Raw genomic sequence first — 24,998 nt, forward strand, 5'->3', positions numbered from 1 at the left:
AACGCGCGCGGTTCTCCTTCCCTGACGCCGCGTGCTCCCTGCCCCGAACCGCTTGCGAGGAGCGGCTTCGGGGCAGACAGATTCGGAATATCGGCGAGGTTCCCATGACGCATCTCGTGCTCGACAAGGTCTCGGTCCACTATGACGGTCAGCCGGCGCCGGCGGTCGAAAATGTGTCGATTGAGATCGCCAAGGATGACTTCGTTGTCCTGGTCGGCCGCTCCGGCTGCGGCAAGACCTCGTTGCTCAACGTCGCTGCGGGCCTGGTCGAGCCTGTGCGCGGACGCGCCACGATTGGCGGCCGGCCGATCACGGCGCCAGGCTCTGACCGCGCCGTCGTGTTCCAGAACGACGCGCTGTTTCCGTGGCTGACCGCGCGGGAAAATGTCGCCTTTGCGCTCAGGCTGCGCGGTGTCAGGGCCGCGGAACGGGCGCGGACTGCCGACGACCTTCTGGCGCTGGTGAAACTCGACGGCGCCGGCGACAAGCGCATCTGGGAGCTTTCCGGCGGCATGCGCCAGCGGGTCGGCCTGGCCCGGGCGCTGGCGGCCGAGGCGCAATTCCTGCTGCTCGACGAGCCGCTGGGCGCGCTCGATGCGCTGACACGCGAACGCATGCAGACAACGCTGCTCGATCTGTGGACGGCGAGCCAGGTCGGCGTGCTGATGGTCACGCACGGCATCGAGGAAGCCCTGGTGCTGGCAACCCGTATCATTGTGCTCGCTCCCGGCCCTGGCCGGGTGGTGTGGAGCTTCGAGACCGGCTTCAGCCGGCGCTATGCAGCCGGCGAGGCCATTCGCAGCATCAAGGCCGATCCCGCCTTCGCCGCAGCGCGCGGCGAGCTGACCGACGCGATCTTCGAAGGGGAGGCAGCATGACCGTTACCTCCTATACCGAGCGGCCGCAGCGCAAGGTCGACGACGGAGCCGACGCGCTGTCGGTGCCATGGTCGCGGCCGCGGCGGAAACGCCGCCGCGTTTCGGCCCGCGTGGTTAGCGCGATCACCATTCTGATGATGCTGGCGGCGTGGACGGCATCGGCCCGCCTGCAATTGGTGTCGCCGGTTTTCCTGCCGTCGCCTGTGGCAGTCTGGAACAAATTTGTCGTCGTCGCCGGTGACGGCTTTGTCGACGCAACGCTGCTCCAGCATATCGCCGCCAGCCTGTGGCGGGTGTTTGCGGCGCTGATCGCGGCCGTTTTCGTCGGCGTTCCCATCGGGCTGGCTATCGGCATCAGCACGATCGGGCGCGGCATCTTCGATCCGCTGCTCGAATTCCTGCGGCCGATCCCGCCGCTCGCCTATCTGCCGCTGATCATTATCTGGTTCGGCATTGGCGAGCCGTCCAAGACCCTGGTGATTGCCATTGCCATGCTGGCGCCGGTTGCGCTGTCGACGGCATCGGGTGTTCGCGGCGTCTCGCAGGAGCGCATCAATGCAGCGCGCTCGCTTGGCGCCACGCAGCGCCAGGTGATCAGGCACGTCATCCTGCCCAGCGCGCTGCCCTCGATCCTGACGGGGCTGCGCATCGCGCTTGGCGCCGGCTGGTCGACGCTGGTCGCCGCCGAGCTGGTGGCCGCGACGCGCGGGCTCGGATTCATGATCCAGTCCGCTGCCCAGTTCCTCGTCACCGACGTGGTAGTGATGGGCATACTGGTGATCGCGGCCATTGCCTTCGTGCTCGAATTCATCATCCGCAGGATCGAGTGGGTGCTCGTCCCGTGGGCGGGGCGGGAGTAACCGGACCGGAGACGTGACGATGCCCCATTCCACCGCTGTACTGTTTGCGCATTTCGGCCATTGGCTCCGCCTGATCAAGGCCGGAGACAAACAGCCGCCTGAAGACGAACGCAAAACGCCGACACCGGTGCATCTGGACGCCGAGCGCAACCGCCTGCCGCCGCGCGACGAAAGTTTCTACTGGGGCTGGCAGTACTGGTCGCGGTGAGCGGCCGCCACCGGTCCGTTGTGCGCTGCTCTGAAGGGAGCTTGAGCATGGACGCCTGCTCAACCGCGCGAACGGTTTGCCCAGGCCAGGCCGACCAAGCCAACCAGCGCGGTCACGATGCCGGCATAGAGCCATTGCGACTGGCCGGTCATGAAGCTGCCCTGGACCCAACCGATGCCTTGCAATGACCACAGCACGCCGATGGCGAGCACAATCAAGGCCAGCAGATTTTTGATCAATCTCATCGCTAGAACTCCTCTCCAAGTCGATCATCAGCCGCGTTCCGGCCGAAATGGAACAGCTAAAAGAAGCAACCCAATCACGCCAACTTCTACTTAGATGCTAACCTCTGATCCTGCGCAAGACATGCGGAGATCGGTGGAAAGATCATCAAGGAAGCTGTGCCGCGCTGCGGGAAATCTCTGACAAATTGTTTCGCATCGACTCCAAACGTGTAACATTGCCATGGAACCGACAGATCATTGCCGCATTTGCTGCCTCATTCGTCCCTAACCGCTGCGGGTCTGTCAACGGAGCCAGTCCCCAACACATGAACAAAAGCAACCAGACCGCGCTTGTCGCGGCCACGATCGCGGCTGGCCTGATGGTCGGCGCATCCACTGCCAGCGCCGCCGCTCAGTGCGGCCGTGCGTCCTGGTACTCACTGCATTCCAGAACCGCTTCCGGCGAACGCATGAACCCGTCGGCGCTGACCGCCGCACATCGCAGCCTGCCGTTCGGCACCAAGCTGAAGGTGACCAATCGCAACAATGGCCGCAGTGTCGTCGTGCGCATCAACGACCGCGGCCCGTTCATCAAGGGGCGGATGCTCGATCTGTCGAAGGGCGCCGCCAGTCAGCTTGGCTTCATCAGCTCGGGTCACACCGCTGTCTGCATGGCACGGGTCTAACGGCCGCCACGGCCGGACACCGCCTCCGACGCTCGTCCCAATAGCCGTGCTGCCTGCCTGGCCTTCGCAGGTGCACATTGAGCCGGCTGTTGCCGTTCCAGGCGGATTCTCAACGCCTTGGACGAAAGAACGAGCCTAAATCACGCAAGTTGACGTATTGCATCGCAGCAGATTGTTGCTAACTTCCCCGCAAGGCATTCAAGGCTCGGCGCTGCTCGTCGGCCCTTCGATCGCAGTCGGCAGCGGGGTTCTCGATGTTCTACCAGCTCTACGAACTGAACCACGCCGCCTTGCAGCCGGCGCGCCTCTATGCCGATGCGGTGCGCCTGTTCTACTCCAATCCGCTCAACCCGGTCTCACACACGTCCTGGGGTCGCTCGGTTGCGGCAACGGCCGAACTGTTCGAGCGCACGACGCGCCGCTACGGCAAGCCGCAATTCGGCCTGACCAAGACCGTGGTCGACTGGAAAACCGTCGAGGTCAGCGAACATACCGTCTGGTCGCGGCCGTTCTGCAACCTGGTCCGTTTCGAGCGGGCGGTTCCTGCTGGGCGCCGACCGGATCCGAAACTGTTGATCGTCGCGCCGATGTCTGGCCACTACGCGACGCTGCTGCGCGGCACGGTTGAGGCGATGCTGCCCTATGCCGACGTGCATATCACCGACTGGGTCGACGCCCGCATGGTGCCGCTGGCCGACGGCAGCTTCGATCTTGACGACTATATCGACTACATCGTCGACATGCTGCATGCGCTGGGTCCCGACACCCATGTGATGGCGGTGTGCCAGCCTTCGGTGCCGGTGCTGGCGGCGGCGGCGCTGATGGAAGCCAAGGGTGATCCGTTCGTGCCCTCGACGATGACGCTGATGGGCGGGCCGATCGACACGCGCCGCAATCCGACGGCGGTCAATCTGCTGGCGCAAGAAAAGGGCATCGACTGGTTCCGCGACAACGTCATCATGCGCGCGCCCTGGCCGGTGCCGGGCTTCGGCCGCGAGGTCTATCCTGGCTTCCTGCAGCTTTCGGGGTTCATGAGCATGAACCTCGACCGCCACATCATCGCCCACAAGGACTTTTTCATGCATCTGGTGAAGCATGACGGCGACAATGCCGAGAAGCACCGCGAGTTCTACGATGAATATCTGGCGGTGATGGATCTGACGGCGGAATTCTACCTGCAGACCGTCGACACCGTGTTTGTCCGCCAGGCCTTGCCCAAGGGCACGATGACGCATCGCGGCGTGGCGGTCGACCCTTCGGTGATCCGCAATGTCGCCCTGTTCACGGTCGAGGGCGAGAACGACGACATCTCCGGCCTCGGCCAGACCAAGGCTGCGCACGACCTGTGCATCAACATCCCGGCCGACAGGCACGCCCATTACATGCAGCCGGCGGTCGGCCATTATGGTGTGTTCAACGGCTCGCGCTTCCGCTCCGAAATCGTGCCGCGCATCGTCGACTTCATTACCAGCTACGGCCGTCAGAACCGTGTTGCGGTCAAGCCCAAGCTGGTCAGGGCCGGCAAGAAATAGGCGACCAGTGATGATGCCCGTCAATCCGCATCAGGTCGGTCAATGCCAAAATCATCGGTTGGCGGGGCCGTGCGGCCGGTCGACCTGTTGCACAATAGTCGCGTTGGCGCCACGCGGGTAACCATGCCGCAAAAATCAATCCATCCTCATAATTGACACGGACTGTAAATACCCCTTAACGTTTCGTTAACAACAAGGGACAAGCGGGGACAATGATTTCCTCACCAATGGCGAGAACGCTGCGCCTGTGTGCGCTGGCCGGACTTACTGTGGCGGCAGGTTGGGCCGGTTCGGCCTCGGCAGCCAGCCCGATGATAACAGGTGGCCCGACCTCGCAGCCGATCGGCCATTATGATTTCTGCAAGAGCTACGCGTCCGAATGTTCGATCCGCCCGAAGGATCTGTCGCCCGCCAGCCTGACCGGCTCGCTGTGGCGCAAGCTGCTCAGCGTCACGACAAGGGTCAACGCCGCCGTCAAGCCGGAGAGCGACTTCGACATCTACGGCAAGGACGAGGTCTGGGCCTATCCCGACAAGGGCGTCGGCGATTGCGAGGACTATGTCCTGGAAAAGCGCCGTGAGCTGAACCGGCTGGGCGTCTCGTTTTCCGATCTGCTGATGACCGTCGTGCGCAAGCCGGATGGCGAAGGCCACGCCGTGCTGACGGTGCGCACCGACAAGGGCGACTACATCCTCGACAATCTGACCGACCAGGTCCGTTCCTGGGACCAGACCGGCTATCGTTTCCTCAAGCGGCAGGCGATCGACAATACCGGCCGCTGGGTCTCGATCCGCGGCGGCCAGCAGGTGCTGGTCGGCTCTGTCCAGTAACAAGGCAGCTCATTTCGGTCGTGCCAGTGCGGCGCGGAGCGACGCAATGATGCGGCGAAGCTCGGCTTCGTCAAGCTTTTCGATGTTGTCGGCCAGGAGATTGGCAAGCTCGGTCGCCGCAGGGCTAAGACCCGACGTGTCGAGCTTGACGCGCGGATGCGAGGTTTCGGCCAACCGCGCCAGTTCCTCGGCCTCGTCCCAGATGATGTTGAAATAGCCGATGATCTTCTGGATCAGCGTCCAGCTCGGCGCACCGCGGCGGCCGTGTTCCAGCGCCGAGAGATAGGCTGCGCTGACGCCGATCGCCTTGGCCATGTCCTTCTGGCTGACGCCGCGCTCGTTTCGCAGCACGCGAAGCTTTTCGCCGAACGGGGTCACAAGCGCACCTTCATGGGTGCATCCTCATAGGTGCGTCCCTCATCAGCGTTTCCTCATGAGCGCGCCCGCCGCAAGCGGATATAGAGCGCACCCGAGCCGCCATGTTTGCGGGCGGCATGGTCGTGGCTGGAGACGAGGGGCCGGAAGGCGGGTGTCGACAGCCATGACGGCACGGCGCGCCGCAAGACGCCATCGCCGCCCGACGAAGAGCCCTTGCCGGTGATCACGAGGACGTAGCGGATGCCGCCGGCATGCGCCCGGTGCAGAAAGGAAAACAGCAGCGAATAGGCTTCGTCCTGCGTCAGGCCATGCAGGTCGACGCGGCCCTCGATCGGCAGCCGGCCCTTCGACAGCTTGTCCAGCGTCGGTTCGTCGAGTGCGTGGGAGACATGCTGCGCCTTCGGCTTTGCGGCCGTGGCAGCATTGCCCGCGACCTGTGCCCGCGGCGGCGCCTGCCTGGTCTCGTCGGTCTCCGGCCCGACGTGCGGAATTTCGACGGCGGTTCTGCCCTTCAGCGGTTTTGCCGTGTGCGCCACCAGGTTCCACAGCACCCGGTCGTCCTCGCTCAGCCTGTCGATGCGCCGGGTCATCGGCCTGCTCCTGAAACCAGCGGCCGGGGGATCAGCGCATAAAAATCTGCGGCGTTGCGGATAACGCCGGCGATCTCGCCGGCAGCATCGCCCGACCCGGCAAACAGATCGCCGCGGGCCGGCCCGGTGATCGCCGAGCCGGTGTCCTGCGCGATCATCAGCCGCCGGAACGGTTTTCCGTCGAAAGCGGTCAGCGACGGCGCATCGATATGGAAGGGCGTGCCGAACGTGTGCAGCAGTCGGTCGACGGCGATCGAGCGGCCGGGGGTCAGCGCCACCTTGGCGGCAGCGATCGGGCCGAGCTCTGAGTCGTCGACGCCCATCTCGCGGAAGAAGATGTAGGAGCGGTTGCGCCAAAGGATCTCGTCGACGCGTTCCGGATGCGCCTTGAACCAGGCACGGATCGACTGCATCGTCACTTTCTCCAGCGGGATCTCGCCTTCCTCGCTCAAGATCTTGCCCGGTCCGGTAAAGCGCTGGCCGGATTTGGCGGCATAGGTGATGCGGCGAAGCCTGCCGTCGGTCATCTTGAGGCGTGCCGCGCCCTGCACGTGAATGAAGAAGGCGTCGACCTTGTCGGCGAGCCAGGCGATTTCCAGCCTTTTTCCGGCAAGCGCGCCGCGTTCGATCTCGCCGCGGTCGAAATATTCGACCGGGCCGTTCGGCGCCGCACGAGCAAAGGCGAGATAAGGATCCAAGGCTGAAGGACGATTGCCGTCGTCGATGTCGACTAGGTCGGCCGGGCGCGCCAGCAACGGCACCGAAAACCGTTGCGTGCGTACCGGCGAGGCTTCGACCTCCGGCTCATAAAAGCCGGTGACCAGGCCGGGACCACCATCTTCGGCATCGATACGGGCCGGAACGAAATGGCGCTCGAAAAAGCTTCGAGCCTGCGACCGATTCGCCGGCGAAACGGTGCGCGCTTCGGCATAGGCGTCGGCAAAGCCATTGTAGTCGACGCCGAGCGCGCCGGAGCGGTAGGGTTTGCTCAGGATATGAAAGGCTGAGCGGCGAAAGGCGTCAAAGGCAGGGAGATGGTCGTCCTCACCCCAGCCCGGCAATTCGCCAAAGGATTTTTCGCTGAAGGCTCGAGAAAGCGACACGACAGCCTCCGCCGCCGTCCAGTTCAGTCTTCTTCTTCGGTGGCGACGAGCTTCCAGTTCGGATCGCGCGAGCGCGCGTCACGAGCGAAGGTCCAGACATCCTTGACCTCGGCGACGGTTTCGGGATCGCCGTCGATGACGGCGCCGGCCTTGTCGCGGGTCGCCGAAATCAGTTCGCTGACAATGCGCAGCGTGATGTGGGCCTCGCTGCCCTTCATCTCGGCCGAAACGATGTCGGCCTTGTCGATGCCGACGAAGGAGGACTGGATCTTTTCGGCTTTCGCCTCACGGTCGCCGATGGCCGCGACGAAGCCGTCATAGACCTCGCGCGACAAAAGGTTCTTCAGCGTTTTGCGGTCGCCATCGGCGTAGGCCATGACGATCATCTCGGAGGCCATCTTGGCGCCGTCGACGAAGGTCTTCGGGTCGAAGGTCGGATCATTGTCCTTGATCGCCCGCAGGCCCCGGTTGAGATCGGTGTCCGGCTTGGCAAAGGCATCGATCGCCACATAGGCATCGGCCGCCGGCTCTCCCGCCAGGCGCTTGCGCGGCAGCGAGACCACGTTCTCGGGTTTCTGGGCGGCATCCTTGTCGTTTTTGCGCGCTGCCGTATATGGATCGAAGGGTGGGCGCTCGTTGCCCGTGCGTCGGCCAAGCACGTTGCGCAGCTGGAAGAAGATCACCACCGCCGCAATCAGAAAGAAAATCGTGCCGAAGTCGAAGAAGCCCATATCTTGCGCCAATCAATCCCTGCTTTGGCCGGACCAGCGGCCAAGCAAGGGCCGCGATCACATAGCGTTCAGTATCCAAAGCATATAGAACGCATGGCGCAATCATTCAAATCAAAGGCAGCCATACCTATCTAACAGCTCTGGTGCCAGCGGCGATTGCTCGCCGGCCGGCAAAACATCGAAAACGATCGGTCAAGATTTGCGTATCTCGCTGCTTCCCCTGTTCATTCTCGCGCTTCCGCTGCTGGAGATAGCCGGTTTCGTTATTGTCGGCCGCCAGGTCGGCGCGCTGGCGACAGTCGGCTTGGTGATGGCCTCGAGTGTCGCCGGCGCCCTGCTGCTGCGGCACCAGGGTTTTGGCGTCATGGCCAGGGTCCGTGCCGAAATGGATGCCGGGCGTGATCCGAGCGGCCAGCTTGCGCATGGCGCCATGATCGTGCTGGCAGCGATCCTTTTGATCATCCCCGGCTTCATCTCGGATATTTTCGGCCTTCTGCTGTTCCTGCCGCCGGTGCGCGATCTTGCCTGGCGGATGCTGAAAGGCCGCATCGTGCTGGCAACCGATTTCAGCAGTGGTTTGCGGGCAAGGCAACGCGGCAAGACCATCGATCTCGACGACGGCGACTATTCGCGGGCCGACGACCATACGCGCGGACCGGGTTCTCCCTGGCGCCGCCTCAAGGACGAGTAGCTGCAAGGCAACCGGCGTCTTTTGCAAACTTGTCTTGTCGGGCCGGCCATGATAGCGAACGCCCGAATTTCAATCCGGTCAGCAACGCTGCCCAGGCAAAAGGACCACAGCTTATGGCCAGCAACGACGACGCGCCGACCGGCGCAGCCAACGGTAATGGAAATGCGGCGCAGCCTTCGCTCAACGTGCTTGCGCAATATGTGAAGGACCTGTCCTTCGAAAGCCCCGGCGCACCGAACTCGTTGCGCGGCCGCGACAAGGCTCCGGGCATCGCCATCAATGTCAACGTCAACGCCAACCCGCTTTCGGACAAGCAGTTCGACGTCAATTTGACGCTGAACGCAAAAGCGTCGTTCGACCAGGAAGTGCTGTTCAACGTCGAGCTGGTCTATGGCGGCGTCTTCTCCATCAGCGGCTTCCCGCAGGAGCACATGCTGCCGATCCTGTTCATCGAATGCCCGCGGCTGCTGTTCCCGTTCGCCCGGCAGATCATCGCCGAGGCAACACGCAACGGCGGCTTCCCGCCGCTGATGCTAGACCCGATCGATTTCGCGCAGATGTTCCAGCAGAAGCTGGCCGAGGACCAGGCTGCCGCCGCCAAGGTCAAGGTGAGCTGAGGCTGGTTGGCTCGCAGCGTTTGAAAAACCCGGCGCGAAGCCGGGTTTTTTGTTTGAGACGCCGGCGGGGCAGTACCCCCCTCTGGCCTGCCGGCCATCTCCCCCTCAAGGGGGTGTTTGGACCGGAGACATCGCGAACAGGGGGGAGATCGGACTTCACGTCAGCCTTCGCCAATCCTTCATCGCCGCAGGAATGAGCGAGACGCTGGGTCTGCCAATCTCCCCCCTTGAGGGGGAGATGTCCGGCAGGACAGAGGGGGGCGCGAAGGATCACTCCGGTCAAAATCACTGTGCCGCGGAACTCGCTTCCGGGGGGACGCGCAGCCACAGCGCTTTTTCGCCGAGGCTGCCAACCATGCCTGCGTGTGCTGCGCGCTCGGCATCGGTCAGGCGCGACGGCAAGGCGATCGGCCGCACACCGATCGAAATATCGATGTCGTCGACATTCTGCCTGCCGCCCGCCGGAGTCAGGATGCTGTCGAGGATAAGGCTTGCCTGCTTGCCGCCGATGAGCTCGATATAGACCTCGGCCAGCAATTCCGAATCGAGCAGCGCGCCGTGCTTGGTGCGGCGGCCGTTGTCGATGCCGTAGCGGCGGCAGAGCGCGTCGAGCGAATTGGGGCCCATCGGATGCTTGCGGCGCGCCAGCGCCAGCGTGTCGACGATCCGTCCCGGATCGATGGCCGGATGGCCAAGCCGGCTGAATTCGAGATTGAGGAAGCCGATGTCGAAGCCGGCATTGTGCGCGACCAGTTTGGCGCCGTCGATGAAGGCCAGAAACTCCTCGGCGATCTCCATGAAAGTCGGCTTGCCCTGAAGATCGGCGGCGCTGATGCCGTGCACGGCCTGCGCCTCGTGATGGATCTGGCGGCCTTGCGGGTTGATGTATTTGTGGAAGGTTCGGCCGGTCGGGAAGCGGTTGACCAGCTCGACGCCGCCAAGCTCGATGACGCGGTCCTCGCGCGTGTCGAGGCCGGTGGTTTCCGTATCGAAGATGATCTCACGCATCGAATCAGTCCACTGGTGCCGGCATCATTCTAACCGAATCACACCAGGAACAAAATGGCAACAAGTAATGTGGGTCTGCAAGCCTCTTAACCAGGCCTGGCTGCCTTATCCACGACTAGTTCGGCGATGATGGCCTTGACGGCCGCGCGAGTGGCGTCAAAGCCCTGACCGGTGTCGATGACAAAGTCGGCGCGCCGGCGCTTTTCGGTGTCGGGAACCTGCCTGGCCAGGATCGACGCCAGTTTCTCCTCGTTCATGCCCGGCCGCGCCAGCACGCGGGCGCGCTGGACTTCGGGCGGCGCGGTGACGACCACGACCTTGTCGACGCGGTTGCGGCCGCCGGTCTCGAACAGCAGCGGTATATCGAGCACGGCAAGCGGCGCGCCGGCGGCACGATGTTCAGCCAGGAAGGCATCGGCGTCGGCACGGACCAGCGGATGGATGATTGCTTCCAGCCGTTTCAGCGCGGCGGCGTCGCCGAGCACCCGCTCCGCCAGTGCCGCGCGGTCGACCGCACCGGATCGGGTGGTGCCGGGAAAGGCCTCCTCGACCAAGGGCGCGGCCTTGCCGGCATAAAGGCGATGCACAGCCTCGTCGGAATCATGGACCGGCACGCCGGCCTCGGCGAACATCTTGGCCGCGGTCGATTTGCCCATGCCGATCGATCCGGTGAGGCCGAGCACGATCATTTTATCGCGCCGATATCGGCAATAATTATTTGCCGCAGTTCGGCGGTGACTTCTGGCCTGATGCCGAACCACCGCTCGAAGCCGGGCACCGCCTGGTGCAGCAGCATGCCGAGCCCATCGACGGTTCTCAGGCCGCGCGCTTTGGCGGTAGCAAGCAGCGGCGTCTCCAGCGGCACGTAGACGATGTCGGTGACGATGGCGCGGTCCGGCAGTCTGCCTGGATCCGCGGACAGGCCTTCATTGCCATGCATGCCGAGCGCTGTCGTGTTGACCAGCAGGCCGGCATCTTCGAGCAATTCGCCGGTCGCCGCGAGGTTGTGGGCGGAAACGCCGGCACCGAAGCGGTCGCGCAGCTCCTGCGCCCTCGCAAGCGTCCGGTTGACGATGTGGATGTCGCTGACGCCGCGCTGCTTCAGCGCATGGATGACCGCGCGAGCGGCGCCGCCGGCACCGAGCACCACGGCGGGGCCGTTGGCCGCCCAGCCCGGTGCATATTCGTCCAGATTGGCGGCAAAGCCATGGGCATCGGTGTTGCCGCCGCACAATTCGCCATTCTCGAACCACAGCGTATTGACCGCACCGATCTGTTCGGCGTCGGCGTCGCGTCGCGCCGCCAGTGCGAAGGCGGCTTCCTTGTGCGGGATGGTGACGTTGCCGCCGCGATAGCCTTGTGCCTGCAGCGCCTGCAGGAATTCGGCAAAGGCCTCCGGTGCAACGTCGATGGCCTCGTAGACGCCGTCGATGCCGTATTTCGCCAGCCAGTGGCCGTGGATCTTCGGAGACCTGGAATGCGCGATCGGGTGGCCGGTGACGAAGGCTTTTTTTGGGGCCTCAGCCATCGATCGCCCCGAACTCACGCAGCTTGGCCAGCACCGGCAAAAGTGGCAAGCCGACAATAGTAAAATAGTCGCCTTCGATTTTTTCGAACAGCTGGATGCCTTCGCCTTCGATCTGGTAAGCGCCGACGCTGGACAACGCCTTGGCGCCGACGCGCGCCAGATGGCGGCCGATGAAGGCCGGATCGAGCTTGCGCATGGTCAGGCTGGCGATGCCGACATGCCGCCACAGAACCTGGCCGTCACGGCCGAGCACGACGGCGCTGTTGAGATGATGCGTCTTGCCCGACAGCGCCAGCAGATGACGGCGCGCTCCTTCCATGTCGGCCGGCTTGTGGAACAGCTCGTCGCCGAGCGACAGCGTCTGGTCGCAGCCGAGCACCAGGGCGCCGGGCTTGCGCTCACTGACGTCGGTGGCCTTGGCTTCGGCGAGCACCAGGGCGACGTCCTCCGGCGACACGCCAGTGTTCTGCAGCGGCGCCTCGAGCGCGCGCTCATCGACAGAAGCCGGAACCGCTTCGACAGTGACGCCGGCATTGACGAGCAGCGCTTTGCGGAACGGGCTGCCCGAGGCAAGGATGATTTTTTCGGCCATTTTTTTCGCCCGTTTGCTGGCGTCACTAGGGTGCGTCGAGATTCAGGTCAGGCCGCGCCGAAAATGGTGGCTTCCGAGAACCGGAGCGGAGCGTACATTTCGTACGTGAGCACCGGAAGCGCAGGAAACCGCCGTTTGCAGGCCGGCATCACCTGAATATTACACGCCCTAGCGCGTCTTGCCGCGCAGGGCAACGATGGCCGCCGCCGTCTCCTCGATCGAACGGCGGCTGACGTCGATCATCGGCCAGCCGTGCCGCGTGCATATCTGGCGGGCATAGGCGAGCTCTTCGGCGATCGCGGCGCGGTCGACATAGTCGGTCGGTTCGTAGGCGCTGGTGCCGAGAATGCGGTTCTGCCGGACCTGCGAGATCCGTTCGGCGGTGGCGACCAGGCCGACGATCAGCGGCCTGGTGGCATTGACCAGGCTTTCGGGCACCGGAACGCCGAGCACGATCGGGATGTTGGCGGTCTTGATGCCGCGATTGGCGAGATAGATGCTGGTCGGCGTCTTCGAGGTGCGGGAGATGCCGACGAGCACGATGTCGGCATCATCCATATTGGCCGGCAGCTGGCCATCGTCATGCTCCATGGTGAAGTTGAGCGCGTCGATGCGGCGGAAATATTCGGCGTCCAGCACATGCTGGGCACCGACGCGGCGGCCGGCCGGCGTGCCGAGATAGGACTGGAACACCGTCAGCACCGGTTCCAGCACCGAGACGCAAGGCAGGCCCATGGCCGCGCAGCGTTCGTCGATGCCGCGGGCAAGCTTCTGGTCGACCACCGTATAGAGGATGATGCCCGGCTCCTCCTCGATATCCTCGAACACCTTCGTCACCTGCTTTTCGGTGCGGATGAGCGGGTAGATATGTTCGATGGCGCGCGCGTCCTTGTATTGCGCGGAAGCCGCGCGGCCGGCGGCCAGCAGCGTTTCGCCGGTGGCGTCGGAAATCAGGTGAAGGTGAAAGAAGCTCTGCGGTTTGTTCACAGGATACATTCCAGGCTGTGGGCCGATGTGGATAAGCCGGGCGGGAAACTCGGCCACCGCAAAGCGACTGTATCAGATGGCGGTTTGTCCACAATTCGATGTGCTGTCGGCTTCTCCGGGCGGTTGGGGACAAGTCCGGGGACGGAGCTTTTTGCCTTCGCTTCATCCACAGGGGCAATTTCCCTGGCCTGGCGGCAACGCGTTGACTCCAGTCGTAAATTCCCGACTTTCCACAAAGTCCTGCAATCCCGTTGGAGAAGCGCGCGACAATATGCTGGCTGGTCTTTTCGAGGGCAAAGCGGGACAGGAGACAACCACCACAACCAACAGACTCTTAGAATCATAAGATTCCTAAAAATAGAATATTTAATTATAGGGAAGCCTGGAAAGGCGAGCGCTCAATGCCTCAAGACCGGATCGTGCTGGACGTGTTGAGAGGCAAGGCGGCGTTTCCGCCACCGCTCTGGATGATGCGCCAGGCCGGCCGCTATCTGCCGGAATACCGGGAGACGAGGAGACGGGCCGGATCCTTCCTCGATCTTTGCTACGACCCGGATCTCGCCGTCGAAGTGACGCTGCAGCCGATCGAACGCTTCGGCTTCGATGCATCGATCCTGTTTTCCGATATTCTTGTCGTGCCGCATGCGCTCGGCCGCGACGTGCGCTTCGAGGAAGGACGCGGCCCGCTGCTGACGCCGATCACGGCTGCGGAAATTGCGGCTCTCGACGGCGAAACGTTTCACGTGAATCTCGAGCCGGTCTACGAGACGGTGCGGCGGTTGCGCGCCAGACTGCCTGATGAAACGACGCTGATCGGCTTCTGCGGTGCGCCCTGGACGGTGGCGACCTACATGATTGCCGGCCACGGTACGCCCGACCAGGCGCCGGCCAGGCTGTTCGGCTATCGCGAGCCGGCGGCCTTTCTTAGGCTGCTGAAGGTGCTCGCCGATCATTCGGCTGCCTATCTGATCCGCCAGATCGAGGCCGGCGCCGACGTGGTGCAGATCTTCGATTCGTGGTCAGGCGTGCTCGACGAAGCGTCTTTCGAATTGTTCTGCGTCGAGCCGGTGGCCTCGATCGTCCGGCAAGTGAAGGCTGCCCATCCCAATGTTCCGGTCATCGGCTTTCCCAAGGGCGCGGGAGATCACTATCGAAGCTATCGCCAGAAGACCGGCGTGACCGGGCTGGGCCTCGACTGGACCGTGCCGTTGTCGAGCGCGAAGGAATTGCAGCGTGACGGCGCCGTGCAGGGCAATCTCGATCCGCTGCGGCTTGTAGCCGGCGGCAAAGCGCTTGCCGACGGCGTGGGGGCGATCCTGAAGGCGCTGGGCGACGGACCACTGATCTTCAACCTCGGCCACGGCATCACGCCGGAGACGCCGCTGGCGCATGTCGAGCAGATGGTGAAACTGGTGCGGAGCGCATCGTGACGATGATGGGCGCAGACAATGCGAACGGCACCAACACCGGTAAGGGCGCGATGCGCCGCGCGGCAATCGCGATCGCCATCTTTCTGGTGCTGGCCGGGCTGCTGTTTTTCTTCGGGCCCGATGATTTCTATCCCTGGGCGAAGGCGATCCATGTGATTGCCGTCATCTCCTGGATGGCTGGCATGCTCTATCTGCCGCGCTTGCTGGTCTATCATGCCGATGCCGAAAAAGGCTCCGTCCAGTCGGAGACTTTCAAGGTGATGGAGCGCCGCCTGCTGCGCGGCATCATCAATCCGGCAATGGTGATCACCTGGGCATTCGGCCTGTGGCTCGCCTGGAAAGGCTTTGGTTTTCAAGGCGGCTGGCTGCATGCCAAGATCGCTGCGGTGGTGGGCCTGTCGGCCGTGCATGGCTATCTCGCCGGCGCCGTCCGCAAATTTGCCGAAGACCGCAATGAAAAATCGGCAAGGCACTGGCGGATCGTCAACGAGATCCCTACATTGCTGATGATCGTCATCGTCGTTCTGGTAATCGTGAAACCGTTCTGACGTCTTCGGTTGCCCGCAAAAGGCGGCTTGCTCTTTCAACCGACCGACGATAAAAGACGGGTCTTCCTTCCCGTCATGCGCCGCCCATTTATCGCTTCGGCCGCGCCCGGCATTTGTCGCATCCCGCCGATATTTTTCCCAAAGCTTACTCAGAGTCCGTCTAATGATGCAAGAAATGAAACTCACAGAGTTCAAGAACAAGAAACCGCCAGAGCTGATCGCTTATGCGGAATCGCTCGAGGTCGAGAACGCCAGCGTCATGCGCAAGCAGGAGCTGATGTTCGCGATCCTGAAAAGGCTGGCGACCCAGGATATCGAGATCATCGGCGACGGCGTCGTCGAAGTGCTGCAGGACGGCTTTGGCTTCCTGCGCTCCGCCAATGCCAACTATCTGCCGGGTCCCGACGACATCTATATTTCACCGTCGCAGATCCGGCGGTTCTCGCTGAAGACCGGCGATACGGTCGAAGGGCCGATCCGCAGCCCGAAAGAGGGCGAGCGCTATTTCGCGCTGCTCAAGGTCAACACGATCAATTTCGACGACCCGGAAAAAATCCGCCATAAAATTCATTTCGACAATCTGACGCCGCTTTATCCGACCTCGCGGCTGAAGATGGAGATGGAGGTTCCGACCTCCAAGGATATTTCGGCGCGCGTCATCGACCTGGTGGCGCCGCTCGGCAAGGGCCAGCGCGCGTTGATCGTGGCGCAGCCGCGCACCGGCAAGACGGTGCTGCTGCAGAACATCGCCCATTCGATCACCACCAACCATCCGGAATGCTATTTGATCGTGCTTCTGATCGACGAGCGGCCGGAGGAAGTCACCGACATGCAGCGCTCGGTGAAGGGCGAGGTGGTGTCCTCGACCTTCGACGAGCCGGCGGTGCGCCACGTCCAGGTTGCCGAAATGGTCATCGAGAAGGCCAAGCGCCTGGTCGAGCACGGCCGTGACGTCGTCATCCTGCTGGATTCGATCACCCGCCTCGGCCGCGCCTACAACACCGTCGTGCCGTCATCCGGCAAGGTGCTGACCGGTGGTGTCGACGCCAACGCGCTGCAGCGGCCGAAGCGCTTCTTCGGTGCTGCCCGCAACATCGAGGAAGGCGGCTCGCTGACCATCATCGCCACGGCGCTGATCGATACCGGCAGCCGCATGGACGAGGTCATCTTCGAAGAGTTCAAGGGCACCGGCAATTCGGAAATCGTGCTCGACCGCAAGGTGGCGGACAAGCGCATCTATCCGGCCATGGACATCCTCAAATCCGGCACCCGCAAGGAAGACCTGCTGGTTCCGCGCCAGGACCTGCAGAAGATCTTCGTGCTGCGCCGCATCCTGGCGCCGATGGGAACGACCGACGCCATCGAGTTCCTGATCGACAAGCTCAAGCAGACCAAGACCAACGCGGATTTCTTCGATTCGATGAATACGTAAAGGGGGCAAGGCGCTGTCCCGCCGGCGTTCCGGTTCTGTGCACCTCGACCTATCGACGGCGCAACTGCCGCTCGAGTTCCTCAGCGTCGGTTATCACCGGCAGGCAGACCTGCCCCGTGCAGAGCCAGGCGCCGGGCTCGGCCGTTGGCGGCAGGACGCCGCCTGGCAAGGCCGGCAGATTTGTCGCCGAGCCAACAGGCACGACGATGTCCACCCGGCGCGGGTCTGGATTTCGATTCGCAACCGGAACAAGCCTTGGATGCTCCGGTCTATCCACGATCACCAACTTCAGCGGTTCAAGCGCCAAGGCACAGGCATTGACTATACCCGCCTGGCCATAGCCCTGGTGCTCCGCCCGCCCGCCCGCGTGCTCTGCGACTGTCCAGGCTTTTTCCCAGAGATCGAGATCGCCCGAAAGCGACGACAATCGGACCAGGGCTTCGATGATCTGGCCGGTAGCGGAAGGAATGGCTTCGTCGACATCGCCGCGGATGCGGATCGGCACATCCGCGCTGTCGGACGCGGTCAGATAGTAGCCGGTCTTGTCGCTGTCCCGGTGCCAAAGATCGAGTTGCTCAATGAAGTTCCCGGCGCGATCTATATAGTCGGGATCGCCGGTCGCCTCGAACAGTAAGATGGCGGCGTTGGCCATGGCGGCATAGTCGCTCGACAGAGCCGGAAACAGCTTCTTTGCGCCGAGCATCGAATGCGGCAGGCGGCCGTCACGTCCGGCAGCCGCAATGGCGGCAAAGGCCGCTGCCGCCGCTTCGATCCAGTCGGATCGGCCAAGCGACCGTCCGGCCTCGGCAAGGGCTGCGATCATCAAGCCGTTCCAGTCGGTCAGGGCCTTGCCGTCACGCCCGGGCCGCACGCGCTGTTCCCTCGCTGCCAGCAGCCTTTGCTTGAGCGGAACCAGAAGGTCACGATCGATGACGCTCTGCGCCTGTTGAGCATCAGTCTGGCAAATGATCGGCTTGCCTTCCCAACCATGCGGGTCGGCAAGCGTGAAGTATTTGAAAAACAATGCTGAATCGTCGCCAAGGGCTGCTTCTAGCTCATCCCTGCTCCAGGTGTAGAACAACCCCTCCTCGCCCTCGCTATCGGCATCAAGGCTGGCGGCGAAGGCATCGCCCTCGACTCGCATTTCGCGCAACAGCCAGGCAATGGTCTCTTCGATTCGCAGCCGGAACAATTCCTCGCCGGTTGACGCATAGGCCCAATTGCACAAGCGGATGAGCTGGGCATTGTCGTAGAGCATTTTTTCGAAATGCGGGACCAGCCATTCGGCGTCGGTCGAGTAGCGGCTGAGTCCGCCGCCAATATGGTCATAGATGCCGCCGGCCAGCATCTTTTCGAGGCTGAGGAGAACGGCGTCGCGGTGGGATGCGGTGCCGTCGCGCAGCCAGGACAGCCAGAGGCTCTGCATGAACGGCGCGTTGGGGAATTTCGGCGCGCCGCGCAGACCGCCCAAATCGCGGTCGATCATGCCGTCAATGCCATTGGCGAGGTTCGCCAGCATGCCGCGGTCGAGCACGGCCTTGCCATGGCTGCCCGCCAGCCGCGTCTCGACATGCGTGGTCAGGCCGTCGGCACTCTGGTTAACGCTTTCTTTCTTCTCCCGCCAAGCCTTGTCAACCGCCTCCAGCACCTGGACGAAACCCGGCCGGCCGTAGCGGGCTTCGCGCGGAAAGTAAGTGCCGCCCCAGAACGGCTTGCCCTCCGGCGTCAGGAACATGGTCAGCGGCCAGCCGCCCTGCTCGCCCATCGAGGACAGCGCCGCCATGTAGATCTGGTCGATGTCGGGGCGCTCCTCGCGGTCGACCTTGATATTGACGAAGAGACGGTTCATGACGGCGGCGACGTCGTCGTTCTCGAAGCTCTCATGCGCCATGACGTGGCACCAATGGCACGCGGCGTAGCCGACAGAGAGCAGGATCGGACGCTGCAGCACCTTTGCTTCGGCCAGAGCGGCGGGCGACCATGGCCGCCAGTGCACGGGATTGCCGCTGTGCTGCTGCAGATAGGGGCTGGCCTCTTCGGCAAGCAGGTTTTGTGCAGGCAATGTCACGGCACTACTCGATGCGGATTGAACAGGCATAGCTAGGGCGCTTCGGCAGAGCGGGCAAATGATTTCAAAAGACTCCATCGTGGCGCTGTCGAGCGGGCGCCTGCCGGCCGGCATTGCGGTGATCCGGATTTCCGGGCCGCAGAGTCGATTCGCTGTCGAAACGATTGCTGGATCGAAGGTGCCAAACCGCGTTGCCACCTATCGCAAGTTCCGGGCGCCCGACGGATCGGTGCTGGACAGCGGCCTGGTCGTCTTCTTTGCCGGCCCCGACAGTTTTACCGGCGAGGACGTTGCAGAGTTCCATGTGCATGGCGGGCGCGCCGTTGTGGCGAGGATGCTGGAAACGATCGCCTCCTGCGACGGCGTCAGGCATGCCGAGCCTGGCGAATTCACCCGCCGCGCCTTTCTCAACGGCAAGCTCGATCTGGTCGAAACCGAGGCGCTGGCCGATCTCATCAACGCTGAAACCGAGGCGCAGCGGCGCTTTGCCGTTCACAACGCCCAAGGGGTGCAGAGCGAACTCTATCTGGGCTGGCGCCGACGGCTGATCCACGCCCGCGCGATGATCGAGGCCGAGATCGATTTTGCCGACGAGGACGACGTGCCGGGCTCGGTCGCCGACACAGTCTGGTCGGATGTTCAGGCCGTGATCGACGAAATCGAGCGCCATGTCGCCGGCTTCCGGGCTGCCGAGATCATCCGCGACGGGTTCGAAGTCGTCATCCTCGGCGCACCGAATGCCGGCAAATCCAGTCTGTTCAACGCCCTGGCGCGGCGCGAAGCGGCCATCGTCACCGACGAGCCGGGCACGACCCGCGACCTGCTCGAGGTGGTACTGGACCTGCAAGGGGTGCGGGTCAGGGTAACCGACACCGCCGGTCTGCGGGAGGCGCCCGGCAAGATCGAGGCGATCGGCATCGAGAAGGCCAGGACCAAGGCGCACAGCGCTGATCTGCTGTTGCTGCTGGAGGATCTGGCGGAGCCAATCGCGATCGGTATGCTGCCGGGCGACATTCAGGCGCTGAGGGTCGGTACAAAAATTGACCTGCTGGGGGGCAAATCGCCCTCGCCTGCGGCGCACTATGATTTCGCTATCTCGACGCGGGACGGCACGGGTCTGACCGAATTGCTGGACGAGATCGGGCGTCGTGCCGCAGTCCAGATCGGCAAGGCCGGCGATGTCCTGCCGTCGCGGCTGCGGCACGTCGAGCTGCTCAACGAGACGAAACGCTTCCTGCTCGCAGCAGTGGTCAGTGGTGATCGCGGGCAGGAGCTACGGGCCGAGGAACTGCGCCTGGCGGCGGATCGGCTTGGACGCATCGTCGGGGCGGTCGATGTCGAGGATATGCTGGACGTTATCTTTTCGCAGTTCTGTATCGGCAAATGACTCACGTGAAACATTGCCAAGTACCGAGATGCGGGCGTGTCGCTAGCTTGCTCGCTTAGTGGGGGGAAGCCGGTGATGATTCACGTGAAACACGTAGCGATGAACGCAGACGGAATTGTTTCACGTGAAACGACTAGTGGGTGTCCTTGACAGTGCAGGCTCACGGGCACATGTGTCGGCGGATTTGAATCGGAATATACAAATGACCAATCACTATGATGTGGTGGTGGTGGGCGGCGGCCATGCTGGTTGCGAGGCGGCTAGTGCGGCCGCGCGGGCTGGCGCCAGGACGGCGCTGGTGACGCTGCGTTTCGACACGATCGGCGTGATGTCTTGCAATCCGGCGATCGGCGGTCTCGGCAAGGGCCATCTGGTTCGCGAGATCGACGCCATGGACGGGCTGATGGGGCGCGTCGCCGATGCCGCCGGCATCCAGTTCCGCCTGCTCAACCGCCGCAAGGGGCCAGCGGTGCGTGGTCCGCGAACGCAGGCCGACCGAAAACTGTATCGGCTCGCCATGCAGGCGGCAATCCGCCAGCAGGCTGGCCTCGATGTCATCGAAGGCGAGGTGCTGGATTTCGAAATCAACGACGGGGAAATCGACGACGGACGCATCGCGGCGGTGCTGCTGGCGGATGGAAGCCGGCTCGCCTGCGGCGCCGTGGTGCTGACGACCGGCACTTTTCTGCGCGGGCTGATCCATATCGGCGAGAAGAAGATCGTCGCCGGCCGCATGAACGAGCAGGCGAGCATCGGCCTGTCGGCGACGATGAGCCGCGCCGGCTTCAAGCTCGGGCGGCTGAAGACCGGCACGCCGCCGCGGCTGGACGGCAGGACGATCGATTGGGCGTCACTGGAGAGCCAGGCGGCGGACGAGGACCCCGTGCCGTTCTCGCTGCTGACCGATCGCATCGAAAATCCGCAGATCCATTGCGGCATTACCCGAACGACCAATGCGACGCACGAGCTGATTCGCGCCAATCTCGGCCGCTCGGCCATGTATTCGGGCTCGATCGAAGGCGTCGGGCCGCGTTATTGCCCGTCGATCGAAGACAAGATCGTCAAGTTCGGTGACCGCGAAGGCCACCAGATCTTTCTGGAGCCGGAAGGGCTGGACGACGACACGGTGTACCCGAACGGCATTTCGACCTCGCTGCCCGAGGACGTGCAACTCGACATCCTGAAGACCATTCCGGGGCTGGAGCGGGCAACCATGCTGCAGCCGGGCTATGCCATCGAGTATGACCATGTCGATCCACGCGAGCTCAAGCCGACGCTGGAAACCAGGCGGATCGCCCGCCTTTTCCTCGCCGGCCAGATCAACGGCACCACCGGCTACGAGGAGGCCGGCGCGCAAGGGCTGCTTGCCGGCTTGAATGCAGCGCGCAAGGCGTCGGCGAGCGAGGAAATCGTGCTCAGCCGCACCGAAGCCTATATCAGCGTGATGGTCGACGATTTGACCAGCCGCGGCATTGCCGAACCCTACCGCATGTTCACCTCGCGGGCCGAGTTCCGGCTATCGCTGCGAGCCGACAACGCCGATGAGCGGCTGACGCCACTGGCGATAAGGCTGGGGATTGCCTCGCCGGAGCGGATGCAGCGGTTCAACAATAGTATGCAAGACCTTGAGAAGGCGCGACAGCTCGCCCTCGGCACCACCATGACCCCCAATGAGGCAGCGCGCCATGGGCTCGAAATCAACCGGGACGGCGTCCGCCGCTCGGCCTATGAGTTGCTGGCCTATCCCGGCGTCGACATAGCCTGGCTGGCGCGGGTCGAGCCGGCTTTCGCGGCGATCGACAGCAAAACGGCCGAACGTCTTGAAACGGAAGCCAAATATTCTGTCTATCTCGACCGCCAGCAGGCCGATGTTTCGCAGATCAGGCATGAGGAGAGCAGGCTTATTCCCGAGTCGCTCGACTTTGCTTCTGTTCCCGGCCTGTCGAACGAGTTGAAGCAGAAGATGCTGGCACGCCAGCCGCGCTCGATTGCCGATGCGCAACGCATGGAAGGCATGACGCCGGCGGCGCTGGCGATTATTGTCGCCCATGTCCGCAATGCCGAGGCGGCCGCGCGAAAGCAGGTCGCGTGAGCGCTGCGTCCTGGGCAAACCTGCAGGCGGCAGCGGGCCCGGTTTCACGTGAAACATTCGATCGCCTGGTCGAGTTCGAGGCCGTCTTCCGGAAATGGAACCGCCGGATCAATCTGGCCGCGCAATCGACGCAGGACGATGTCTGGCGCCGCCACATCCTCGACAGCGCGCAGCTGGCGCGAATCAAACCAGAGGCGAAGCGCTGGGTCGATCTCGGCTCCGGCGGTGGGTTTCCCGGCCTTGTGCTGGCCTTTTTGCTTGCCGAGCGGGACGGCGCCGGTATCGACCTGGTTGAAAGCAGCCGGAAAAAAGCATCGTTCCTGCAAGCGGTCATCGGACAGTTCAGCCTGCCCGCCAAGGTTATCGCGCGCCGCATCGACGACAGCTATCCCCTTGTTCCTGCACCGCAAATCGTCACAGCCAGGGCACTCGCCTCGCTGCCCGACCTGCTCGACCTGGCGGCACCGTGGCTGACCAAGGGTTCGCGCGGCCTGTTTCACAAAGGCCGGGATTACCGCGCCGAAGTGGCAGAAAGCGCTCAACGATGGTCTTTCGATCTGGTAGAACATGCCAGTGCAACCGACGCACAGGGCGTCATTCTCGAAGTATCCGACTTGCGACAGCACCCTGGCTTGTGACCGGCGACCCAAATGAATTTCTGGCATAGACCCATGATGAAGAACGGCCCCCGAATCATCACCGTCGCCAACCAGAAGGGCGGCGTCGGCAAGACGACGACCGCCATCAATCTGGCCACCGCGCTGGCGGCCATAGGCGAACAGGTGCTGATCGTCGATCTCGACCCGCAGGGCAACGCCAGCACCGGGCTTGGCATCGACCGGCGCGACCGCACCGTCTCGTCCTATGATGTGCTGACCGGCGAGCTGGATCTCGAAGCGGCGGCGATCCCGACGGCGGTGCCTGGCCTGTCGATCGTACCGTCGACGCTCGACCTGCTCGGCATCGAGATGGAAATCGCCTCGGCGCCGGATCGGGTGCTGCGGCTGCGCAACGCGCTGCGGGCTTCGGCTGAGCGCTCGGCCAATTTCGGCTATGTGCTGATCGACTGCCCGCCGTCGCTCAACCTGCTGACACTGAATTCGATGGCTGCGGCCGATTCGGTGCTGGTGCCGCTGCAGTGCGAGTTTTTCGCGCTGGAGGGCCTGAGCCAGCTTTTGGAGACGGTCGAGCAGGTGCGCCGCTCGATCAACCCCGACCTGACGATCCAGGGCATCGTGCTGACCATGTTCGACGGGCGCAACAATCTCGCCAACCAGGTGGTGCAGGATGTGCGGGCGCATATGGGCGACAAGGTCTATGAAACCGTCATCCCGCGCAATGTCCGCGTTTCCGAGGCGCCGTCCTACGGCAAACCGGCGATTCTCTACGACCTCAAATGTTCGGGCAGCCAGGCCTATCTGCAGCTTGCTTCGGAAGTCATCCGCCGCGAGCGCAAATTGCGTGCCGCTTAACCGGTTGTAAATAATAAACCCGATTCGATACCGAAACGATCTGGACGGACGATGAACGAAGACCCTTCGAGGAAAAGACTGGGACGGGGACTGGCGGCCCTGATCGGCGAAATCGATCGCCCAGCGGCACCGGAAAAGCCCGGGTTGGCGGGCGACGGCAAGGTGCCGATCGAGTTCCTCAGCCCCAATCCGAAAAACCCGCGCCGGCATTTTGGCGACGCCGACCTGACCGACCTCGCCCAGTCGATCCGCGAACATGGCGTGGTGCAGCCGGTGGTGGCGCGGCCGTCGAAAACCCAACCGGGCCGCTACGAGATCATCGCCGGCGAGCGACGCTGGCGCGCGGCGCAACGCGCCGGGCTGACCGAAATCCCGATTATCGTGCGCGACGTCGACGATCGCACGGCGCTCGAACTGGCGATCATCGAAAACGTCCAGCGCACCGACCTCAACCCGGTCGAGGAGGCGCTCGGCTACCAGCAGCTGATCGACGACCATGGCTATACCCAGGCCGATCTCGGCCAGGTGATCGGCAAGAGCCGCAGCCATGTCGCCAACACGTTGAGACTGCTCAAGCTGCCCGACGTCATCCGCGACATGCTGGTCGACGGGGCGCTCTCGGCCGGCCACGCCCGTACCCTGGTGACGGCCAACGACCCGGCCGGGCTTGCCAAGCGGATCATCGATGAGGGGCTTTCGGTGCGCCAGGCCGAGGCCTTGGCGCAGCTGCCGGTCGGCGCGCCGTCGGCAAAACGCCAGCCCGCCGCACCGCCGCAAAAGGATGCCGACACGCTGGCGCTGGAGCGGCTGATGACCAGCACGATCGGCATGATCGTCACGATCGAGCACAACCAGCGCGGCGGCGTGATCAGCGTCGCCTACCGGACGCTGGAGCAGCTTGACGAGCTTTGCCGAAGGCTGAAGCGGGAGTAGGTAGGTTGCTAAAATTAGCCGGCAAATAAGATTTTTGCTGCCGTGCGGTGATTGGCGAAATCGTCGAAGTAGTCAAACCTCCCCCTTGAGGGCAGGGCTATCGCATATGAGTGATGGCATTGATGAGATAGTCGTCGTTCCAGGCGCATTTCTTGATGCGATGGCTGATGGGAACTTTGGCAGCATCGGCGGC

27 protein-coding genes are annotated in these 24,998 nt (G+C 63.4%); 16 read left to right on the top strand and 11 right to left on the bottom strand.

Annotation, left to right across the window (positions count from 1 at the left end; genetic code table 11):
- Window positions 1–104 precede the first annotated feature (104 nt).
- From NKH30_RS14690 to NKH30_RS14700, 3 genes are read left to right on the top strand one after another with little or no spacing between them, the layout of a single operon-like run.
- Entirely contained in the window at window positions 105–878 is a 774-nt protein-coding gene (locus NKH30_RS14690) for a taurine ABC transporter ATP-binding protein (protein ID WP_352771340.1), read from the top strand.
- Window positions 875–1,738: an ABC transporter permease subunit gene (locus tag NKH30_RS14695; protein WP_352995944.1), complete on the top strand. Its 864-nt coding sequence runs from the start codon at window positions 875–877 to the stop codon at window positions 1,736–1,738. The genes NKH30_RS14690 and NKH30_RS14695 overlap by 4 nt, the downstream gene beginning before the upstream one ends.
- 19 nt (window positions 1,739–1,757) lie before the next feature.
- On the top strand, window positions 1,758–1,946 hold the full coding sequence (locus NKH30_RS14700) for a hypothetical protein (RefSeq protein WP_352473982.1): 189 nt from the start codon (window positions 1,758–1,760) through the stop codon (window positions 1,944–1,946).
- Between the two features lie 59 nt (window positions 1,947–2,005).
- Here NKH30_RS14700 and NKH30_RS14705 read toward each other — a convergent pair whose 3' ends face one another.
- The gene (locus tag NKH30_RS14705; protein ID WP_352473983.1) at window positions 2,006–2,191 is read right to left on the bottom strand and encodes a hypothetical protein; all 186 of its coding nucleotides are present in this window, start codon (window positions 2,189–2,191) and stop codon (window positions 2,006–2,008) included.
- Between the two features lie 305 nt (window positions 2,192–2,496).
- Here NKH30_RS14705 and NKH30_RS14710 point away from each other — a divergent pair, with 305 nt between their 5' ends.
- The 3 genes from NKH30_RS14710 to NKH30_RS14720 all read left to right on the top strand — a co-directional run bounded on the left by NKH30_RS14710 (window position 2,497) and on the right by NKH30_RS14720 (window position 5,218).
- Entirely contained in the window at window positions 2,497–2,856 is a 360-nt protein-coding gene (locus NKH30_RS14710; protein ID WP_352473985.1) for a septal ring lytic transglycosylase RlpA family protein, read from the top strand.
- A gap of 254 nt (window positions 2,857–3,110) precedes the next feature.
- Window positions 3,111–4,388 carry a polyhydroxyalkanoate depolymerase gene (locus NKH30_RS14715; RefSeq protein WP_352818057.1) on the top strand — a complete coding sequence of 426 codons (1,278 nt, stop codon included), beginning with the start codon at window positions 3,111–3,113 and terminating at the stop codon, window positions 4,386–4,388.
- Window positions 4,389–4,600: 212 nt separating this feature from the next.
- Entirely contained in the window at window positions 4,601–5,218 is a 618-nt protein-coding gene (locus NKH30_RS14720; RefSeq protein ID WP_352473987.1) for a transglutaminase-like cysteine peptidase, read from the top strand.
- A 9-nt stretch (window positions 5,219–5,227) separates the two neighbouring features.
- Here the strand turns inward: NKH30_RS14720 and NKH30_RS14725 are convergent, their stop codons facing one another.
- The 4 genes from NKH30_RS14725 to NKH30_RS14740 are packed head-to-tail and all read right to left on the bottom strand — an operon-like array spanning window position 5,228 to window position 8,020.
- On the bottom strand, window positions 5,228–5,596 hold the full coding sequence (locus NKH30_RS14725; protein WP_352818054.1) for a helix-turn-helix domain-containing protein: 369 nt from the start codon (window positions 5,594–5,596) through the stop codon (window positions 5,228–5,230).
- A 53-nt stretch (window positions 5,597–5,649) separates the two neighbouring features.
- Window positions 5,650–6,186, bottom strand: a complete 537-nt coding sequence (locus NKH30_RS14730; RefSeq protein WP_352818052.1) for a Smr/MutS family protein — start codon at window positions 6,184–6,186, stop codon at window positions 5,650–5,652.
- On the bottom strand, window positions 6,183–7,289 hold the full coding sequence (gene mltA / locus NKH30_RS14735) for a murein transglycosylase A (RefSeq protein WP_352995947.1): 1,107 nt from the start codon (window positions 7,287–7,289) through the stop codon (window positions 6,183–6,185). The genes NKH30_RS14730 and mltA overlap by 4 nt, the downstream gene beginning before the upstream one ends.
- A gap of 23 nt (window positions 7,290–7,312) precedes the next feature.
- On the bottom strand, window positions 7,313–8,020 hold the full coding sequence (locus tag NKH30_RS14740) for a Tim44/TimA family putative adaptor protein (protein ID WP_352697412.1): 708 nt from the start codon (window positions 8,018–8,020) through the stop codon (window positions 7,313–7,315).
- A 199-nt stretch (window positions 8,021–8,219) separates the two neighbouring features.
- Here NKH30_RS14740 and NKH30_RS14745 point away from each other — a divergent pair, with 199 nt between their 5' ends.
- Window positions 8,220–8,711 (top strand): FxsA family protein, encoded by a 492-nt coding sequence (locus NKH30_RS14745; RefSeq protein ID WP_352491248.1) that lies wholly within the window; start codon window positions 8,220–8,222, stop codon window positions 8,709–8,711.
- 113 nt (window positions 8,712–8,824) lie between these two features.
- Entirely contained in the window at window positions 8,825–9,328 is a 504-nt protein-coding gene (gene secB, locus NKH30_RS14750; RefSeq protein ID WP_352453643.1) for a protein-export chaperone SecB, read from the top strand.
- Between the two features lie 285 nt (window positions 9,329–9,613).
- On the opposite strand, the gene dnaQ is transcribed toward secB, so the two are convergent.
- The 5 genes from dnaQ to NKH30_RS14775 form a co-directional block, all read right to left on the bottom strand.
- The gene (dnaQ, locus tag NKH30_RS14755) at window positions 9,614–10,336 is read right to left on the bottom strand and encodes a DNA polymerase III subunit epsilon (RefSeq protein WP_352770450.1); all 723 of its coding nucleotides are present in this window, start codon (window positions 10,334–10,336) and stop codon (window positions 9,614–9,616) included.
- Between the two features lie 86 nt (window positions 10,337–10,422).
- Window positions 10,423–11,025, bottom strand: a complete 603-nt coding sequence (gene coaE, locus NKH30_RS14760) for a dephospho-CoA kinase (RefSeq protein WP_352995949.1) — start codon at window positions 11,023–11,025, stop codon at window positions 10,423–10,425.
- On the bottom strand, window positions 11,022–11,864 hold the full coding sequence (locus NKH30_RS14765; protein ID WP_352995951.1) for a shikimate dehydrogenase: 843 nt from the start codon (window positions 11,862–11,864) through the stop codon (window positions 11,022–11,024). The genes coaE and NKH30_RS14765 overlap by 4 nt, the downstream gene beginning before the upstream one ends.
- Complete coding sequence (locus tag NKH30_RS14770) at window positions 11,857–12,456, bottom strand: Maf-like protein (RefSeq protein WP_352473997.1); 600 nt, start codon at window positions 12,454–12,456, stop codon at window positions 11,857–11,859. Before NKH30_RS14770 ends, NKH30_RS14765 begins: the two co-directional genes overlap by 8 nt.
- A 168-nt stretch (window positions 12,457–12,624) precedes the next feature.
- Complete coding sequence (locus NKH30_RS14775; RefSeq protein ID WP_254817949.1) at window positions 12,625–13,443, bottom strand: pyruvate, water dikinase regulatory protein; 819 nt, start codon at window positions 13,441–13,443, stop codon at window positions 12,625–12,627.
- Window positions 13,444–13,844: 401 nt separating this feature from the next.
- Here NKH30_RS14775 and hemE point away from each other — a divergent pair, with 401 nt between their 5' ends.
- From hemE to rho, 3 genes are all read left to right on the top strand, one after another.
- A complete protein-coding gene (hemE, locus tag NKH30_RS14780) occupies window positions 13,845–14,873 on the top strand; it encodes a uroporphyrinogen decarboxylase (protein ID WP_352980325.1) in 1,029 nt (342 codons plus the stop codon).
- A gap of 2 nt (window positions 14,874–14,875) precedes the next feature.
- Window positions 14,876–15,421 (top strand): protoporphyrinogen oxidase HemJ, encoded by a 546-nt coding sequence (gene hemJ, locus NKH30_RS14785; RefSeq protein WP_502898648.1) that lies wholly within the window; start codon window positions 14,876–14,878, stop codon window positions 15,419–15,421.
- A gap of 166 nt (window positions 15,422–15,587) precedes the next feature.
- The gene (gene rho / locus NKH30_RS14790) at window positions 15,588–16,853 is read left to right on the top strand and encodes a transcription termination factor Rho (RefSeq protein ID WP_023675925.1); all 1,266 of its coding nucleotides are present in this window, start codon (window positions 15,588–15,590) and stop codon (window positions 16,851–16,853) included.
- 49 nt (window positions 16,854–16,902) lie between these two features.
- On the opposite strand, the gene NKH30_RS14795 is transcribed toward rho, so the two are convergent.
- Window positions 16,903–18,921 (bottom strand): thioredoxin domain-containing protein, encoded by a 2,019-nt coding sequence (locus tag NKH30_RS14795; RefSeq protein ID WP_352995953.1) that lies wholly within the window; start codon window positions 18,919–18,921, stop codon window positions 16,903–16,905.
- 58 nt (window positions 18,922–18,979) lie between these two features.
- On the opposite strand from NKH30_RS14795, the gene mnmE reads away from it, so the two are divergent.
- From mnmE to NKH30_RS14820, 5 genes are all read left to right on the top strand, one after another.
- A complete protein-coding gene (gene mnmE / locus NKH30_RS14800; RefSeq protein ID WP_352770443.1) occupies window positions 18,980–20,308 on the top strand; it encodes a tRNA uridine-5-carboxymethylaminomethyl(34) synthesis GTPase MnmE in 1,329 nt (442 codons plus the stop codon).
- A gap of 202 nt (window positions 20,309–20,510) precedes the next feature.
- Complete coding sequence (gene mnmG / locus NKH30_RS14805) at window positions 20,511–22,400, top strand: tRNA uridine-5-carboxymethylaminomethyl(34) synthesis enzyme MnmG (protein WP_352995956.1); 1,890 nt, start codon at window positions 20,511–20,513, stop codon at window positions 22,398–22,400.
- Window positions 22,397–23,038 carry a 16S rRNA (guanine(527)-N(7))-methyltransferase RsmG gene (rsmG, locus tag NKH30_RS14810; protein ID WP_352995958.1) on the top strand — a complete coding sequence of 214 codons (642 nt, stop codon included), beginning with the start codon at window positions 22,397–22,399 and terminating at the stop codon, window positions 23,036–23,038. Before mnmG ends, rsmG begins: the two co-directional genes overlap by 4 nt.
- A gap of 33 nt (window positions 23,039–23,071) precedes the next feature.
- Window positions 23,072–23,872 carry a ParA family protein gene (locus tag NKH30_RS14815; RefSeq protein WP_084642633.1) on the top strand — a complete coding sequence of 267 codons (801 nt, stop codon included), beginning with the start codon at window positions 23,072–23,074 and terminating at the stop codon, window positions 23,870–23,872.
- 51 nt (window positions 23,873–23,923) lie between these two features.
- Window positions 23,924–24,805 (top strand): ParB/RepB/Spo0J family partition protein, encoded by an 882-nt coding sequence (locus NKH30_RS14820; RefSeq protein ID WP_352770435.1) that lies wholly within the window; start codon window positions 23,924–23,926, stop codon window positions 24,803–24,805.
- Window positions 24,806–24,998: the final 193 nt, after the last annotated feature.

This window comes from Mesorhizobium sp. M1273 (genome assembly GCF_040318195.1).
Taxonomy (GTDB): Bacteria; Pseudomonadota; Alphaproteobacteria; order Rhizobiales; family Rhizobiaceae; genus Mesorhizobium.